A 15,613-nucleotide genomic window follows, 5' to 3' on the forward strand; every position below is an offset into this window, starting at 1 on the left:
CGTAGCAAGAGTGCAACATGAAGGGGAGGGGGACGTACAGTACGTGCCCATGCGGACGAACGGGGCGGTGGAGACGGACACGGCCGGCCTGCGGCCGCTGTCGGCGCGGTCGGTCGTGCTGAGCCTGCTCCTGGGCACCCACCCGCCACGGCTGCCGGTGAAGGACCTGGTCCGGCTCGTGGAACCGTTCGGGGTCGGCGGCTCCACCCTGCGGGCCGCACTGAGCCGGATGGTGTCCGCCGGTGACCTGCGGCGCGCGAACGGCGTCTACGGCCTCAGCGACCGGCTGCTGGCCCGCCAGCGCCGCCAGGACGACGCGGTGCGTCCCCGCACGCGCGCGTGGGCCGGCGACTGGGAGATGGTCGTGATCACCGCGACGGGCCGCGAGCCCGCCGAACGCGCCGCCCTGCGCGCCCGTCTGACGGCCCTGCGGCTGGCCGAACTCCGCGAGGGCGTGTGGCTGCGCCCGGCCAACCTCGACCGGCCGCTGCCGGGGGATTTGGCCAGGGTGGCGCAGACGTACACCGCGCGCCCGGAGGAGCCCCCGCGTGAGTTGGTGGCGCGCCTGTGGCGGTTGGAGGACTGGGCGGCCACCGCGCGGACCCTGCTGGCCCGGGTGGCCGGCTCCCACGACCCGGCCGACTCCCTGACCGCCTTCGCCGCGGCCGTCCGCCACCTGCTCACGGACCCCGTACTGCCGGCCGGACTCCTGCCCCCCGACTGGCCGGGCGAGGCCCTGCGCGCCGCCTACGCCGGCTACCGGGCCGAACTGGCCGCCTCGGCGGGGCTGGGCGAAGGGGAGGCCGGCGGAACGCCGTGACGCGCACGCGCACCCGTACCGCGGCCTGGGGCGAGCGTGACCACGAGGGCGGCATTCGCCGCGAGCCGCGAGCCGCGAGCCGCGAGCCGCGAGCCGTGGGCCGGGAGCGGTGGGGGCGGCAGGGGAGTGGCCAGGAGTGACCCCTGATCGGCACGACGCGGCTGTCGTACGGGCGTACGGGCGTGCGGCTGGCGCCTCCTCCGCCGAGAAGGGCGCGATGACCAGGTGGGATGACCCACGCCGTCGCGGGCACTCGGTGGGCACCACTGGTGCTCCACCCGAGGAGAGTCATGGCTGAGCAGAAGTCGTCGTCGGCCCTCACGGCGCCCCTGCGCGGCGCGGCCTCGGCATTGCGGCGGGTGCCCGGCGCCGGCCCGGTCGGCAGGGCGGCGGAGGAGACCCTGGACAGGATCGGCGCCGTCTCGCCCCGCGGCCGCCGGATCGCGGTGTACGCCGGGGCCGGGGTGCTCGGCGTGACGGGCGTGGTCGAATGGCCGGTCGCGCTCACCGGTGCCGCGGTCGCGTGGCTCACTCAGCCGCGCCCGGTCGACCACCCGGGCACGGAGCAGCCGGGCACCGGGTCGGTGGGCGCGGAGTCGGTGGGCACGGACGCGCGGGCCGGGCGGACGCCCAGCGAGACGGCCGGAACGGCAGCGCGGACGCCCACCGCAGTGGACGGACCGGCCGAGCGGACCCCGGCCGGGAAGGCGGCGATCCGGCAGGCGGTCATGGACAAGGCCGTCACCGAGGGCGCCGTGGAGGAAGAGGCCGTCGCGCGGGCCCAGGCCGAGCGAACGGAGGTTCCGCACGACATCGGCAGCGCGGCCCTCCGGTCGGGGCCCGGCACTGCGCCTGCTGCCACCACGGACACCGCGCACACCGACGCCACCTCACCCACAAGCCACCACAAGCCGGAAGGCGCCCACGGCGACGCCCCGCCGCCCTCGCCCAAACCCTCCACCGGTCCCCTCGGTCCGACCGCGCGGCCCGGCCGCACCGTGCTCTGAGGAGGACCATGGTGCTCGGACTGCTGACGGCACCCTCCGCCGCCGTACGAGCGGCGGAAGCGCTCCCCGGGGCGGTCGCGCGGGCGGCCGTTCCCGCTGTCGGGCTGGCCGCCGGGGCGGTGGCCGGAACCGCGCGGGCCGGCGTGCGCGGCGCGGACACGGCGGGGCGGGTGGCCCGGGTCGCGCGCGGCGCGCTCTCCGGCGCGGAGGCGCCCTGGCGGTCCGGCGCGCGGGCACACCTGCCGCTGCGGCCCGCCGAACCGGAGCGGGTACGCCGTGCCGGCGGGACCGGCCGACTGGCCCGCCGGGTCGCCTCGGCGCTGGCCGAGCACCCGGACGTCGTCTTCGCGTACTGGGACCAGGGGCTCGCCCGTCTGGTGGTGAGCGTGACCGAGGAGGAGGCCGCCGACCGGGTCATGGACCGTGCGACCGACCTCGCCGAACGGCACGGGCTGGCTTTGGCAGGAGGTGATCCCGAGGAGCCGACGCACCCGGCCGACCCGGCCGGGGTGCGCGCTGCGGCGGCCACCCTCGGCGCCGACGTCCTCGGCATCGCCGCCGGGTTCACCGCCTACGCCCTGCGGCTGCCGGCCTCGCCGCGGGTCGTGACGGCCGCGGTCACTCTGCTGCGGGAGAACCCGCGCTTCCGCTCCTTCCTCCGCGCGCGGATCGGCGCGTCCCGCACGGACCTGCTGCTGGCCTGCGCGAACGCCGCCGCCCACGGCGCCGGCCAGACGCCCACCTCGCTGGTGCTCGACGGCACCCTGCGCGCCTGCCAGCTCGCCGAGACGGTGGCCCGCGCGGCCGCCTTCGACGCGGTGCACGACGATCTGTGCGCGCCCGACCGGGTCAGTGTCGCCGCCGACGGCTGCCCGCGCCCGCCGCTGCGCGAGTCGCCGGCCCAGGAGTACGCCTCCCACGCCTCCGCGGGCAGTCTGCTGGGCGCGGCGGCCACCCTCCTGGTCAAGCACGACGGCACCGAGGCGGCGGAGGCGGTGCTCGCCGGCTCCCCCAAGGCCGCCCGGTACGGCCCCGCCGCCTTCCACGCCGTACTGAGTACCGCGCTGTCCCGCACCGGCGTGCTGGTACGGGACCCGGAGCGGCTGCGGCAGCTGGAGATGGCGCACACCGTCGTCCTGCACCCGAGCGCATTGCGCACGGCGGAGGGCGAGGCCGACCCGTGGACCGAGGCCGTGCTCGACGCGGCCCGCCGGGCCGGCCTGCGCGTCGTCCTCGTCGACGACCCGGTGCTGGAGGACTTCACCGGCCTCGCCGACGAGGTCGTCGACGCCCGGCGCCCGCTCGACGACGTGGTGTACGGGGCGCGCGGCGACGAAGGGACCGTCCTCACGGTCGCCCGGATGCGGTCCGCCACCGAGCACGACGTCCTCGCCGGACTGCGCGGCAGCGACGTCGCCGTCGCGCTGACCGACCAGGACGGCGCCGTCGTCTGGGGCGCGGACCTCCTCGCCCCGCACGGGCTGCCCGACGTGTGGCGGGTGCTCACCGCCATCCCGGCCGCCCGGACGGTCGGCCGCCGCGCGCAGAGCCTGGCCCGGTCCGGCGCCGCGCTCTCCGGGCTCCTCGTCGCCATCGGCGAGTCCCGCAGCGGCCGCGGCCGCGGCCGCCTCGCCGTCCTGCCCGGCCTGCGGCACGCCCCGGTCGACGCCGGCGCGGCGACCGCTCTGCTGTCCGGCGCCCGCTCCGCCCTCGGCGTGGCCGCGGCCCGCCCCCCGCACCCGCGCCCCCGCGTGCACTGGCACGAACTGGAGGCGCGGGAGGCCAGGGAACGCCTGGGCGACGACCCGGCCGCCGAACCCTCCGCCTTCGAGCAGGCGACGTCCGGGGCCCGCACGGCCGCCCGCACCGCCGTACGGCATCCCGTGCTGGGCCCCGCGCGGTGGACCGTGCGGCTCGGCCGGGCCGTCCGGGAGGAACTGCACGATCCGCTCACCCCGGTGCTCGCCGTCGGCTCCGCCGCGTCGGCGATCCTCGGCTCCGTCGTGGACGCGCTGCTCGTGGTCGGCGCCCTCGACCTGAACGCCCTCGTCGGCGGCGTCCAGCGGATGCGCGCCGAGCAGGCCCTGTCCGGGCTGCGCGCCGAACAGAAGCGGCAGGCGCGCGTCGCACCCCCGGAGGAGGAGGCACCCGCCGGCGGCACCCGCACCGTGGACGCGGGCCGGCTGCGGCCCGGCGACGTCATCGAGCTGAAGGCGGACGACGTCGTCCCCGCCGACGCCCGGCTGCTGTGGGAGGACGGCCTGGAGATCGACGAGTCCGCGCTGACCGGGGAGTCCCTGCCGGTGCGGAAGCAGACCGCCGCCACCCCGCACGCGGTGGTCGCGGACCGGCGGTGCATGGTCTTCGAGGGCACGACCGTGGTGGCCGGCAGCGCGCACGGCGTCGTGGTCGACACCGGGGACAGCACCGAGGCGGCCCGCGCCGTCCACCTGGCAGCCCGCACGCCCCCGGCCGGCGGGGTCCAGGCCAGGCTGCAGGAACTCACCCGCAAGGCACTGCCGTTGACGCTCGCCGGCGGCGCCGCCGTGACCGGTCTGGCCCTGGTGCGCGGTACTCCCGTCCGGGAGGCGGTCAGCGGCGGGGTGGCCGTCGCCGTGGCCGCCGTCCCGGAGGGGCTGCCGCTGGTGGCCACGGTCGCCCAGCTGGCGGCGGCCCGGCGGCTGAGCCGGGGCGGCGTGCTGGTGCGCACCCCGCGCACCCTGGAGGCGCTGGGCCGCATGGACACCTTCTGCTTCGACAAGACCGGCACCCTCACCGAGAACCGGCTGCGCCTCGTGCGGATCGGCACCGCCGACGCCACCGTACGGCCCGTGGACGACGCGGCCGCCGCGGACACCCTGCGGTCCGCCGCGCGCGCCTGCCCGGTGGTCGACGGCGGCTCCGACCGCCCGGTGCACGCCACCGACGAGGCCGTCCTCGACGCGGCCGGACCCGACCCCGGCTGGACCCAGCTCGACGGCCTGCCGTTCGAGGCCGCCCGCGGCTACGCGGCCGCCGTCGGCCGCACGGACGACGGCCCGCGCACCCTCGTGGTCAAGGGCGCTCCGGAAACCGTCCTGCCCACCTGCGCGGACCTTCCCGAACACGCCACCGGGGCGGCGCACGCGCTGGCCGGCGACGGACTGCGTGTCCTCGCCGTGGCCCGGCGCCGTCTGACGGACGGCGAGAACGAGGCGGACGTCCTCGAAGCGCCCTTGGAGGACCTGGAGTTCGCCGGTCTGCTGGCCCTGTCGGACGTACCCCGCGAGACGTCCACGGCGCTGGTGCGGGGCCTGCGCGAGGAAGGCGTACGGCCGGTCATGCTCACCGGCGACCATCCGCAGACCGCTCGCGCCATCGCCCGCGAACTGGGCTGGCCGGAGGAGACCGAGGTCGTGACCGGGGACCAGCTCACCGCCGCCGACCGCTCGGCCCGCGCCCGGATGCTCCGCGACGCCGGTGTCGTCGCCCGGGTCGCGCCCGAGCAGAAGCTCCAGGTGATCGAGGCGCTGCGGGACGCCGGCCGGGTCGTCGGCATGGTCGGCGACGGCGCCAACGACGCCGCCGCGATCCGGGCCGCCGACATCGGCGTCGGCATCAGCGCCCGGGGCTCCGCCGCCGCGCGCAACGCCGCCGACATCGTCCTCACCGACGACGACCTGACCGTCCTGATCGCCGCCGTCCGCGAGGGCCGCGCCCTGTGGCACAGCGTCGCCGACGCCATCGCCATCCTCATCGGCGGCAACGCCGGCGAGGTCGGCTTCGGCATCATCGGCACCCTGCTGTCGGGCCGGGCCCCGCTCTCCACCCGGCAGATGCTCCTGGTGAACCTCTTCACCGACCTGTTCCCGTCGATGGCCGTGGCGGTGACGGAGGACGCCGAACCGACCGACATCGCCACCCCCGAGGACGCGGCCGGCGGAGTGCTGGGCGACACCCTGATCCGGCAGATCCGCCACCGCGCCCTGACCACCTGCCTGGGCGCCCTCACCGCATGGCTGATCGGCCGCTTCACCCCGGGCACGGCCCGCAGGACCGGCACGATGGCCCTGTGCGGCGTGGTCGGCACCCAGCTCGCCCAGACCCTCCTCGACCGCCGCGACAGCACCCTCGTCCGGGTCACGTCCCTCGGCTCCGCCGCCGCCCTCGTCGCCGTGATCCAGACGCCGGGACTCAGCCGCATCCTCGGCTGCACCCCGCTGGGCCCGGTCGCGTGGGCGGGCGTCGCCGCGTCGATCGCCGTCGCCCTCGCGAGCGGCCGGGCCCTGCCCCGCCTGGAGGAGACGGTCCTACGACTGCTGCCGACGGGCCGGCCCTGAGCGCGGACCGGGATCCTTCCCTTCGCTGTGCCGTTCCTCCGTGGCGAAGAACCGCGACAGGTCCCGCTCCCGCGTCCCGGTGTCGCGCTCGGGCGGCACGCCCAGCTCCCAGTCGAGCCCGTACCGCCGGAACAGCTCGGCCCGCAGTTCGGGCACGGGCATCGGCACGCCCGGCACGAGGGCCGCGAACACCGCGCCCATCAGCAGGGCCCGCAGCATGGGGTAGTCGGCGGCCAGGTCGGGGGAGCCGTACCGGGCGACCGTGTCGGTGAGCAGCTCGGACAGCCGCCGCTGCTCCGGGCACTGCACGAAGCCCTCGGCCTGTAGCAGGCCCGCCATGTGCTGGCGCATCAGAACGGGCCGGTCACGGGCCAGGCCCAGGATCGCGTCGATGGCCCGGGCCAGCCGCTCCCGGCCGTCCTCGGTCCGCGGCTCCCGTTCCAGCGCCTCCTCCAGCGTCCGGTGCATCAGCCGGTGGACGGCGGACTGCACGAGCTGGCGCTTGCCGGGGAAGTAGTACGACACCAGCCCGCGGGCCGAACCGGCCCGGTCCGCGATGTCGCCCAGCGTGGTCGCCTCGAACCCCCGCTCGTCGACCAGCTCGACGGCGGCCTGCAGCAGTCGTTCGCGGGAACGCCGCCGCAATTCTTCATTGACCGATGCGCTGCGCGGGGACATCCTGTACTCCTGCGTTGACTGGCTGCCAGCCAACCATACTCACCGCAGGGGCCCCGTCGTGCGCGGAGCCCGCACCACGGTCCGGTCCGGCCGGGGCGACACGGGGGATCGCCCCGGACGGCCGGCCACCGGACGGGGGCCGTGGCCTCGCGTACGGTCGCTCGCCGGTCGCTCGCCGGTCGCTCGCCGGGTGGCTCACCCCACCAGCTCCAGCACCGGTCGCAGGGCGTCCGGCCGCCGCGTCACCGGCAGATGGTCCACGAAGTGCACGCGGCAGCCCAGCGCGGCCGCCCCGCCGTCCGCCTCCCTGCTGTCCCCGACCATCACCACCTGCCGGGGATCGGCGCCGAGAGCCGCGCAGGCGGCCTCGAACAGCCGCGGATCCGGCTTCTGCACGCCGTGCTCGTACGACAGCACATAAGCGTCGACGTACGGGTCCAGGCCGTGCTCGCGGAAGACCGGCCGCAGGTCCCAGCCGATGTTGCTGACCACTCCGACACCGATCCCGCGTCCGCGCAGCGTGCCCAGCACCTCGGCGGCGTCCGGGTACGGCGACCAGGCGGAGGGCAGCATGTGGCGGTCGTACAGCAGGTCGTGCAGCTTCGGGTCGGGCAGCGGCACCCGCCGGGACAGGCCGGTGTACGCCGCCCGGTGCAGCTCCGCGCTCTCGTCCCGGACCGCCCAGAGCGGGGCCAGGGAGTCCGGCAGTTCGGCCGGTGCCGCCCCGCCGGGCAGTGCCCCGGCCGCCTCCAGCGCCCGTGCCGTCGCCGCCACTTCGGGATCGGGGAGCACCAGGCCCGCCTCGTGCAGTCCGGCGCGCAGCCAGGACTCCGTCGACTGGATACGGAAGAGGGTGCCCGAGAAGTCGAACAGCACGGCGGTCATGCGCCGGACTCTACCCGGGCTCCCACGTCCCCCGGGCCGTCAGCACCCCAGTGCCCGCAGCCCCGGGACGAACGCCACCAGGACGGGCAGCGCCGGGACCAGCGCGGCCGTCGCCGTCAGGCGCAGCCGGTGCAGGGCGGGGAGCCGGTCCGGGGGAGTGAGCAACCGGTGCACCCGCCGCGGCACTTCGGCGTGCGGAGCCGGGGCGGGCCCGAACACGCCCCGGTCCTCGTTGAGTTCGACCAGGGCCAGCGCGGTCGTCAGACGGCCGAAGCGCCGGGAGGCGGTGTCGTCGGCGGCCAGCTCGACCAGCCGGTGCATCTCGTCACGGAACGCGGCGAACACCGGCACCTGCGGAAACCCGCCGGCCAGCGCGGCCGAACAGTGCAGCAGCCAGTCGTGCCGGGCCCGTGCGTGCCCCTGCTCATGGGCGAGCAGGGCGTCCAGCCGGCGCCCCCTCAGCCGGCGCAGCGCGGCCGTCGTGACGACCAGCCGGGGCGTCGCGCCGGGCAGCCACCAGGCGTCGGGCCGCTCGCCCTCCAGGATGACCAGCCGGCCCCCGGAGGGCTCCTCTCCGGGCAACAGCGGGGCACGCACGAGGAGTTCGGCCCGCCGCGCGCGCCGCCGGGCCCGGGACCGTACGACCTCCCGCACCAGCATCGCCAGGTTCCACAGGGCGCCGCAGAGCAGGGCCAGCGCGGTCGCCGCCGCCCAGGGACCGGCCGTGCCGAACGCGTAGGCGTCCACGACCGCGTGCGGAGCCGTCGCGAACACCTGCCCGCGCACCGCCTGCCACGCCGCCGCCGCGCTGAGCGTCATCGACAGCCCGCAGCACAGCAGTACGGCCGCTACGACGCACTGCCACATCCACAGCGCGACCACCGGCTCCCGGTCCGCCCAGTCGGCCCGCGCGAGCAGCCTGGGCCCGGCCACGGCGGTCAGCGCGCCGAGCAGCAACAGGGCCACGGGGACCATCATGGGCAGCACCCTATGAGCGCGGGGCCCCCGGCGGTACGGCGCACGGCGGCGAAGTGACGCAGGCAACGCCGGTCGCGCTTGCGGAACGGCAGGCGCCGCGGGTCGCGGGACGCCGCACGGGAACGCCGTACGGCCGTCGCTCACATCGTCAGCAGCATGGCGACCATGGCGATGCCCATCGACAGGCGGCAGGCGCGCGCCAGTTCCGGACGGTCGCCCCAGCGGACGGCCGCCGGCCCGGTCGCCGCAGCCACCGGGCCGGTCGCCGAGGCCGTCGGGACCAGGCGGGCGCCGGCCAGCAGTACATAACCGGCGAAGTAGAGGAGGAGGACGCCGGTCACCGGGGCTGCCCCGGCGGCGCCGTGCACATGGTGCGCACCGGAGACGGAGGCCATCGCCAGCGACATGTAGACCATCGCCGAGGTGCCCACCAGGTGGTGCAGGTGGTGCGGGCCGGTGCGGGCGGCCCACAGGGCGCGCAGCGCGGCCACGCCGAACACGGCCGCGTACACGGGCCACACCCACCTCGGCGCACTGAACACCGCCGCGGGGACGGCCATCGCGGCCATCCCGAAACCCATCAGCGCCTCGCCGCCCGCGGCACGCCGCTGCTCCTCTACCTCGCTGCGCATGCGCAGCAGACAGTACGCACCGGTCGCCGCGCAGAGCGCGACCAGCAGCCAGCTCGCGGACACCGGTCCGTGCACGCGCGTCCTCCCCCGCTCGACGGTCCGTCCGGGGAAGCGATGCCCACGCGGGGCGGGGCACACGCGAGCGCAAGGGTGTACACGGGGAGCATGCGGCGGAGCACGGCAGGTGAGGGCCGGTGCGGGCGCGGCGAGAGGTGATGCTTTACGGGTAAAACACATGCTAAATTTGAAGGTATGAGCAACGCGACCCGCCACCGTCTTCCGCTCACCGGGGTGCTCCGCCTCGGGCGGCCTTCGGACATCTGGTTCAAGCCCGCGCTCAGCGCCGTCGTCGCGGTCGCCCCGCCCACCCTCGCCCTGCTGGCCCTCGGCCGGCTCGACCTGGCCATGTACACGATGGCCGGGTCGCTGTGCGCGCTCTACGGCCACAACCGGCCCTACGCCGCCCGGGCCCGGGCGCTCGCCGGGGTGGTGCTCGGCATGGTCGTCGGCCTCGCCGTCGCCCTGGTCGCCGCGTCGCTCACCACCGACGGCGTTTTGCTGGTCACCGTGGGCGCCCTCATGGCCGCCGTACAGAAGGCCGCCTGCGACGCGACCCGGATCGGTCCGCCCGGGCACGTGGTCCTCGTCTTCATCAGCTCCGCCTCGCTGTTCGTGCCCCAGACCCTCGGCCAGGTGCCCAGTCACGTCGGACTGGCCCTGGCGGCGGGCGCCTGGGCCTGGCTGGTCTGCATGGCCCCGGGCCTGCTCCGCCCGCACGGCCCCGAGCGCCGGGCCACCGCGCGGGCCCTGCACGCGGCCGCCGCGTACGCCGCCACCCGCGGCACCCGCGCGGGTCACGCCGATGCCCACGTCGGGGCCCGCGCCACCGCTGCGGCCGCCGTGCACGCCGCCTGGCAGTCGCTGCTCGCCGTCGGCACCCGCCCCGACCGCACCCGGCGCGCCCTCGAACGCCTCCTCGTCCGCGCCGAGGTAGCCCTCGCCGCCCCCGCCGACACCGACCCAGAACGACTGCGCGCCTGGGCCCGTGCCCTGCGCGGCACCGGACGGGTGCCCCGGGCCGAGATCCTGCCGGACGCCGCCGACGAACTCCTCGGCGTGGACGCCGAACTCGCCGGGCCCCGGCGCCCGCCGCGTCACGTCCTCGCCCCGCTCGCCCCCCTGGCCGCGCGGACCGCGATCGGCTGCGCCCTCGCCGGATACGCCTCCCTCGCCCTCGGTGTCGGCCGCCCCTACTGGGCCCTGGTCACCGCGGCCTCCCTCTACCAGGCCAACGTCAGCCTCACCTGGAACCGGGGCGTCCAGCGCGTCGTCGGCAACGTCCTCGGCGTCCTCGTCTTCGCCGCGGTGGCCCCGCTCGCCCATCTGCACCCGGTGCTCCTGGTGCTGTGCTGCCTCGCCTTCAACTTCGGCGCGGAGGCGCTGATCGGCCGCAACTACTGGCTCGGCACCGTGTGCGTCACGCCGATGGCCCTGCTCGTCACCGAGTTCGCCCGCGCCCAGGACCCCGGCCGGCTCATCACCGAGCGGGTCGTGGACACCCTCGTCGGCGCCCTGGTGGGCTTCGTCGCGGCGGTCGCCGTCACCAACCGGCGGGCCGGCGACCGCATCGAGCACGCGCTGGCCGCCGTGGACCGCGCCCGCGAGCACGCCGCCCGGCTGCTCGCCGAGCCCTACCCGGCACCGCGGTCCCTGGAGTCCGCGCGCCGCGCCCTCGCCGCAGCGGCGGCCGACCTGCGCGCCACGGCCGACGCCGCGTCCGGCGAGTGGTGGCAGCGGGCCCTGCCCGAGGAGCGGGTCGTGCTCGCCGAACAGTCGGCACACCGTACGCTCGCGGCGACGGCACGACGCCAGGGTCTCGTGCCGTCGACCGGGAACACGGGCAGCACGACGGAGGACGTACGGCCATGACGGCGACCAGCGGACAGCCGGAGGCGGACAGCGGCGCGGGCGGGGAGCGGCCGGTCGCCGAACGGGCCGCGGCCGAGGTGCCCGGCGCCGGCGGGGCGACGGGCGGGGAGCCGGGGACCGGACGCCGCCGGTCCGGCGGACGTGCCCCGCGCGGGCAGGGCGGTGCCCAGGGCGACACCGTCGCCGCCGTCGTCCGGCAGTGGCGGACCGTGCACCCCGGGCTGGACACCGGGCCCATGGAGGTCATCGGCCGCATCAACCGCTGTGCCGCCCTCCTCCAGCAGGCCGAGGACGCCCCGCTGCGCCGGGCCGGACTCAGCCGGCCCGAGTTCGACCTGCTCGGCGCGCTGCGGCGGACGGGGCACGAGCTGACGCCGGGGGAGCTGGCCCGGGAGACCTTCTCCTCCGGTGCCGCCGTCACCAAGCGGCTCAAGCAGCTGACCGAGCGCGGTCTGGTCGAACGGCGCGGCGACACCCGGGACCGCAGGGTCGCCCACGTCCGCCTCACCGACTCCGGACGCGACCTGGTGGACGGCATCCTCCCCGAACAGCTCACCTACGAGACGGCCGTGCTGTCGGTCCTCGCGCCCCAGGGCCAGGACGAACTAGCCGCACTCCTCGCCGACCTGCTCACCCGCCTGGAGGGCACGATGGGCGCACTGCGGACCTGACCGGGGCCCCTGACGCGGACGCACGGCCGCGTACGGCTAGATCCCCGGCCGGTACCGGATGGGGTGGTCCGCCGGGACCTCCACCAGGACGATGGGGACGCCGTCCGGGTCCTCGATCCACATCTCGATCAGGCCCCACGGCTCCCGCACCGGCGGCCGTACGATCCCCACCCCCTTCGCCCGCAGTTCCTCGTGCGCGGCGGCCGCGTCCTCGACCTGGAGCCAGAGCCGCACGGCCGGCGACGGCGGGGTCTCCGAGCGCCCCGAGACCTCCAGGTAGCCGCCGCCGAGGAAGTAGACGGTCCCGCGCTCGGGACCCGTACCGAACTCGCGGTAGACCGGCAGGCCCAGCCGCTTCCCGTAGAAGTCCCGGGACCGCTCGGGGTCGGTGGGCCGCAGAAGTGTCCGGCTGCTGAGTACATGCACCATGCATCCGCACGTTAGTGCCACAGTGCGCCGGAGTTACCCTCAACCTGGCTCAGCCGCGCCCGAGATCGGAGACCACCCATGGGGACCGCCGCCACCGCACCCACCTTCCGCGATGCCACCGACACCGATGTCGACGCGCTCGTGGCGCTGATCGAGTCGGCCTACCGCGGCGATTCGAGCCGGGCGGGGTGGACCACGGAGGCGGACATCCTCCAGGGGCAGCGGACCGATCCGGAGGGCGTGCTCGCGGTGATCAAGTCTCCCGACAGCCGGCTGCTGACCGCCGAGCGGGACGGGCGGCTGGTCGCCTGCTGCCAGCTGGAGCACCGCGGGGAGCACGCGTACTTCGGCATGTTCGCGGTCAGTCCCACCCAGCAGGGCTCCGGGCTCGGCAAGGTCGTCATGGCCCAGGCGGAGCGGGAGGCCCGCGAGACGTGGGGCGTCACCGAGATGCACATGACGGTGATCTCCGTGCGCGAGGACCTGATCGCCTGGTACGAGCGCCGCGGCTACCGCCGTACGGGACGGATGACCCCGTTCCCGTACGGCGACGAGCGCTTCGGCATCCCGCAGCGCGACGACCTCCAGTTCGAGCTGCTGGTCAAGGAGCTCGCCTGATCGTCCCGGCCGCCCCGGCCTACGCCGTGAAGCGGCCGGTGCGTTTGATCTCCGGGTAGTCGGTCGTCGCCCCGTCCAGCTGGAGGGCGCGGACGAGCCGCAGGTGGTCCTGGGTGTTGACCACCCAGCCGAGGATTTTCAGATCCGCAGCGCGCGCGTGCTCGACGACCTCCAGGGTGAGCCGCCGGATGTTGAGGACGAGGGTCGCGGCTCCCACCGCCGTCGCCCGCTCCACCACGTCGGTGCCGTACCGGCTCGCGATCAGCGCGGTGCGCACCCCCGGCACCAGCCGGGCGATCTCCGCGACGGCCTCGTCGTGGAACGACGACACCTCCACCCGGGAGACCAGGTCCCGCCCGTGCATGACCTCGGCCAGCGCGCGGGCCGCCGCCACGTCCTTGATCTCCGCCTGGAGGGGCGCCCTGACCGCGTCCAGCACCTCCTCGAAGACCGGGACGCGCTCTCCGCGCCCGGCGTCCAGGGAGCGCAGCTCGGCGAGGGTCTTCTCGGCGATCGGCCCGGTGCCGTCGGTCGTACGGTCCACTTCGGCGTCGTGCATGACGACGAGGGCGCCGTCCTTGCTCAGGTGCAGATCGAGTTCGATCAGGTCGAGGCCGGCCGCTTGCGCGGCGACGAAGGAACGGAGGGTGTTCTCGGGCTCGACACCCATGACTCCGCGGTGACCGATGGTAAGGAAGTTCAAGGTTCAACTCGCTTCCGTCGACGGCGGCTCGGCACGCCCGCGTCAGGCGACGGGACGTCGTCGTCCGCGAGGCAGGTTGGCAGCCTAATGGCCGGGTCCCGCGATGCAGCCGCGCTTGCGCGGGGCATCGGGGCACGGGGCGGGCGGTTCCTGGCTCGTATGCGCCTTGCGGTCACCCTGGCGTGGGCGAGTCCCCGGGAGATTGACCGCCGGCCGGCCGCCGGTCCGGTCGTCCCTGACCAGGCATGGCCGAGACCCGCCTCCTCGCCGGTCCCCGTCACCCGGACGGCCGAATGCCGACCGTCCCCGAGTCGCCCGCCGTCCGCCGTGACCGCACCCACCTGCGCGACGAAAGTGAGCGCCGTCACGGTTTGGCACAGGAAAAACGACGGTCACCATGTGGATGCACGGGATATTTTCCGGGTACCCCTCTTGCTGGGAGGAACCCCGTATGCCTACGGTGTCCTTACGCGAGCTTCTCCCGTGGAGGATGGGTCATGACGGAAATTCTTGTGCAGGCGGGTGCGGAGGGGCAGGTTCCTTCGCTGACCAGGGTGGTCGAGCACCCGGCCTGGCCCGTGCTCAAGGATGCCGTGGAGCAGATCCGGCCATGGCAGTCCAAGGACGGGTCGATCGACTTCGACGCCGAGGGCGCCCCGGAGCGGGCCGACGCCGAGGCGGCCGTACGCCGGGTCGTGGAGGCGGTCGAGCAGCTCGCTCCGCTGCTCCCGCACGACGCCGCCTACCACGAGGCCCTCGTCAAGGACCTGCGCCGCTGGGCCGAGGGCGGCTTCGAGGTCCCTGACTTCCTGGACTCTCTGCTCGCCTTCCAGCCCGCCGCGCACCGCGCCGACGGCCTGCAGCACCTCGTCGTCTTCCCGATGTACACGCAGAACGGCAACCCGGACCGCAACCTGGAGGCGGTCGTGCTGCGCATGGTCTGGCCCGACTGGCTGGCCGAGCTGGAGCGCACCCGCTACGACAACCCGCTGTTCTGCGGCATCACCTTCGAGGACTTCACGGCCGGGTACGACACCAACTCCGCCGTCCTCTTCCCCGAGACCATCGCCGTGCGCGAGGCGCCGGAACGATTCTCCTGGGGCGGCATCTTCTGCGACCGCGAGGCCGCCCGCTTCCGCCGGGTCACCGACGCCGCCGTGAACATCCTGGGCCTGAACCTGCCCGAGGACATCGCCGCGATGGTCCACGACCAGAAGCGCTCCGAGGAGGCCTTCGTGCTGTGGGACATGGTCCACGACCGCACCCACAGCCACGGCGACCTGCCGTTCGACCCCTTCATGATCAAGCAGCGCCAGCCGTTCTGGATGTACGGCCTGGAGGAACTGCGCTGCGACCTCACCGCCTTCAAGGAGGCCGTCAAGCTCCAGGCGGACGGCGTCCCGCAGGCCCGTGACGTACAGTACGCGGTGCTCTTCGACCGCATGTTCCGCTTCCCCGTCACCGGCGACCGCGTCCGCAACTACGACGGTCTCGGCGGGCAGCTCCTCTTCGCCTACCTGCACAAGCACGACGTCGTCCGCTGGACCGACAACAAGCTCTCCATCGACTGGGAGCGCGCCCCGCAGGTCACCAACCAGCTGTGCGGCGAGATCGAGAAGCTCTACAAGGACGGCATCGACCGCCCGAAGCTGGTGCACTGGTTCGCCGGCTACGAACTGGTCTCCACCTACCTCGCCCCGCACCCCGGCTCCAAGTGGGCCAAGGGCCCGGACGCCCTGGACCTGACCCTGCCGCCGCGCAAGCTGGTCGACGACGTGCTTCCGGACGAGTTTCCGCTCAGCATGTTCTATGAGGCCCTGTCCAAGAAGCTGAAGAACGTGATCGCCTCCACCAAGGGCATCACGGCGGACGGCGCCGAGCGGCTCGCCGCGTGAGCGACCGCGCCACAGTCCAACGCGTGCAGGACACAGTTCAAGAGGGGAA

At 75.2% G+C, this 15,613-nt stretch carries 13 protein-coding genes; 7 read left to right on the forward strand and 6 right to left on the reverse strand.

From position 1 onward, the window contains the following. The first annotated feature begins 49 nt into the window (after nucleotides 1-49). The 3 genes from ABZ854_RS14820 (at nucleotide 50) to ABZ854_RS14830 (ending at nucleotide 6,146) form a co-directional block, all read left to right on the forward strand. Nucleotides 50-820 (forward strand): PaaX family transcriptional regulator C-terminal domain-containing protein, encoded by a 771-nt coding sequence (locus ABZ854_RS14820; protein WP_361209671.1) that lies wholly within the window; start codon nucleotides 50-52, stop codon nucleotides 818-820. A gap of 290 nt (nucleotides 821-1,110) precedes the next feature. Then, entirely contained in the window at nucleotides 1,111-1,827 is a 717-nt protein-coding gene (locus ABZ854_RS14825) for a hypothetical protein (protein ID WP_361209674.1), read from the forward strand. Between the two features lie 8 nt (nucleotides 1,828-1,835). Next, a complete protein-coding gene (locus ABZ854_RS14830; protein WP_361209677.1) occupies nucleotides 1,836-6,146 on the forward strand; it encodes a cation-translocating P-type ATPase in 4,311 nt (1,436 codons plus the stop codon). Here ABZ854_RS14830 and ABZ854_RS14835 read toward each other — a convergent pair. From ABZ854_RS14835 to ABZ854_RS14850, 4 genes are all read right to left on the reverse strand, one after another. After that, the gene (locus ABZ854_RS14835; RefSeq protein ID WP_361209680.1) at nucleotides 6,117-6,824 is read right to left on the reverse strand and encodes a helix-turn-helix domain-containing protein; all 708 of its coding nucleotides are present in this window, start codon (nucleotides 6,822-6,824) and stop codon (nucleotides 6,117-6,119) included. The genes ABZ854_RS14830 and ABZ854_RS14835 overlap by 30 nt on opposite strands. 195 nt (nucleotides 6,825-7,019) lie before the next feature. Beyond that, nucleotides 7,020-7,709 carry an HAD-IA family hydrolase gene (locus ABZ854_RS14840; RefSeq protein WP_361209683.1) on the reverse strand — a complete coding sequence of 230 codons (690 nt, stop codon included), beginning with the start codon at nucleotides 7,707-7,709 and terminating at the stop codon, nucleotides 7,020-7,022. Between the two features lie 39 nt (nucleotides 7,710-7,748). Beyond that, on the reverse strand, nucleotides 7,749-8,687 hold the full coding sequence (locus ABZ854_RS14845) for a M56 family metallopeptidase (RefSeq protein WP_361209686.1): 939 nt from the start codon (nucleotides 8,685-8,687) through the stop codon (nucleotides 7,749-7,751). Between the two features lie 140 nt (nucleotides 8,688-8,827). Then, the gene (locus tag ABZ854_RS14850; RefSeq protein ID WP_361209689.1) at nucleotides 8,828-9,394 is read right to left on the reverse strand and encodes a DUF5134 domain-containing protein; all 567 of its coding nucleotides are present in this window, start codon (nucleotides 9,392-9,394) and stop codon (nucleotides 8,828-8,830) included. Between the two features lie 177 nt (nucleotides 9,395-9,571). Between ABZ854_RS14850 and ABZ854_RS14855 the strand changes: the two genes are divergently transcribed. Next, nucleotides 9,572-11,248 (forward strand): FUSC family protein, encoded by a 1,677-nt coding sequence (locus ABZ854_RS14855; RefSeq protein WP_361209691.1) that lies wholly within the window; start codon nucleotides 9,572-9,574, stop codon nucleotides 11,246-11,248. Beyond that, nucleotides 11,245-11,919, forward strand: a complete 675-nt coding sequence (locus ABZ854_RS14860; RefSeq protein ID WP_361209694.1) for a MarR family transcriptional regulator — start codon at nucleotides 11,245-11,247, stop codon at nucleotides 11,917-11,919. The genes ABZ854_RS14855 and ABZ854_RS14860 overlap by 4 nt, the downstream gene beginning before the upstream one ends. A gap of 36 nt (nucleotides 11,920-11,955) precedes the next feature. Here the strand turns inward: ABZ854_RS14860 and ABZ854_RS14865 are convergent, their stop codons facing one another. Beyond that, nucleotides 11,956-12,348, reverse strand: coding sequence for a VOC family protein (locus tag ABZ854_RS14865; protein WP_361209697.1), 393 nt, complete (start codon nucleotides 12,346-12,348; stop codon nucleotides 11,956-11,958). 78 nt (nucleotides 12,349-12,426) lie between these two features. On the opposite strand from ABZ854_RS14865, the gene ABZ854_RS14870 reads away from it, so the two are divergent. After that, nucleotides 12,427-12,966, forward strand: coding sequence for a GNAT family N-acetyltransferase (locus tag ABZ854_RS14870; RefSeq protein ID WP_361209700.1), 540 nt, complete (start codon nucleotides 12,427-12,429; stop codon nucleotides 12,964-12,966). A gap of 19 nt (nucleotides 12,967-12,985) precedes the next feature. On the opposite strand, the gene ABZ854_RS14875 is transcribed toward ABZ854_RS14870, so the two are convergent. After that, nucleotides 12,986-13,669: a glycerophosphodiester phosphodiesterase family protein gene (locus ABZ854_RS14875; RefSeq protein ID WP_361209703.1), complete on the reverse strand. Its 684-nt coding sequence runs from the start codon at nucleotides 13,667-13,669 to the stop codon at nucleotides 12,986-12,988. Between the two features lie 497 nt (nucleotides 13,670-14,166). Between ABZ854_RS14875 and ABZ854_RS14880 the strand changes: the two genes are divergently transcribed. Further along, nucleotides 14,167-15,564, forward strand: a complete 1,398-nt coding sequence (locus ABZ854_RS14880; protein WP_361209706.1) for a DUF6421 family protein — start codon at nucleotides 14,167-14,169, stop codon at nucleotides 15,562-15,564. Nucleotides 15,565-15,613 lie beyond the last annotated feature (49 nt).

Source organism: Streptomyces sp. NPDC047028 (assembly GCF_040644095.1).
Classification (GTDB): Bacteria; Actinomycetota; Actinomycetes; order Streptomycetales; family Streptomycetaceae; genus Streptomyces.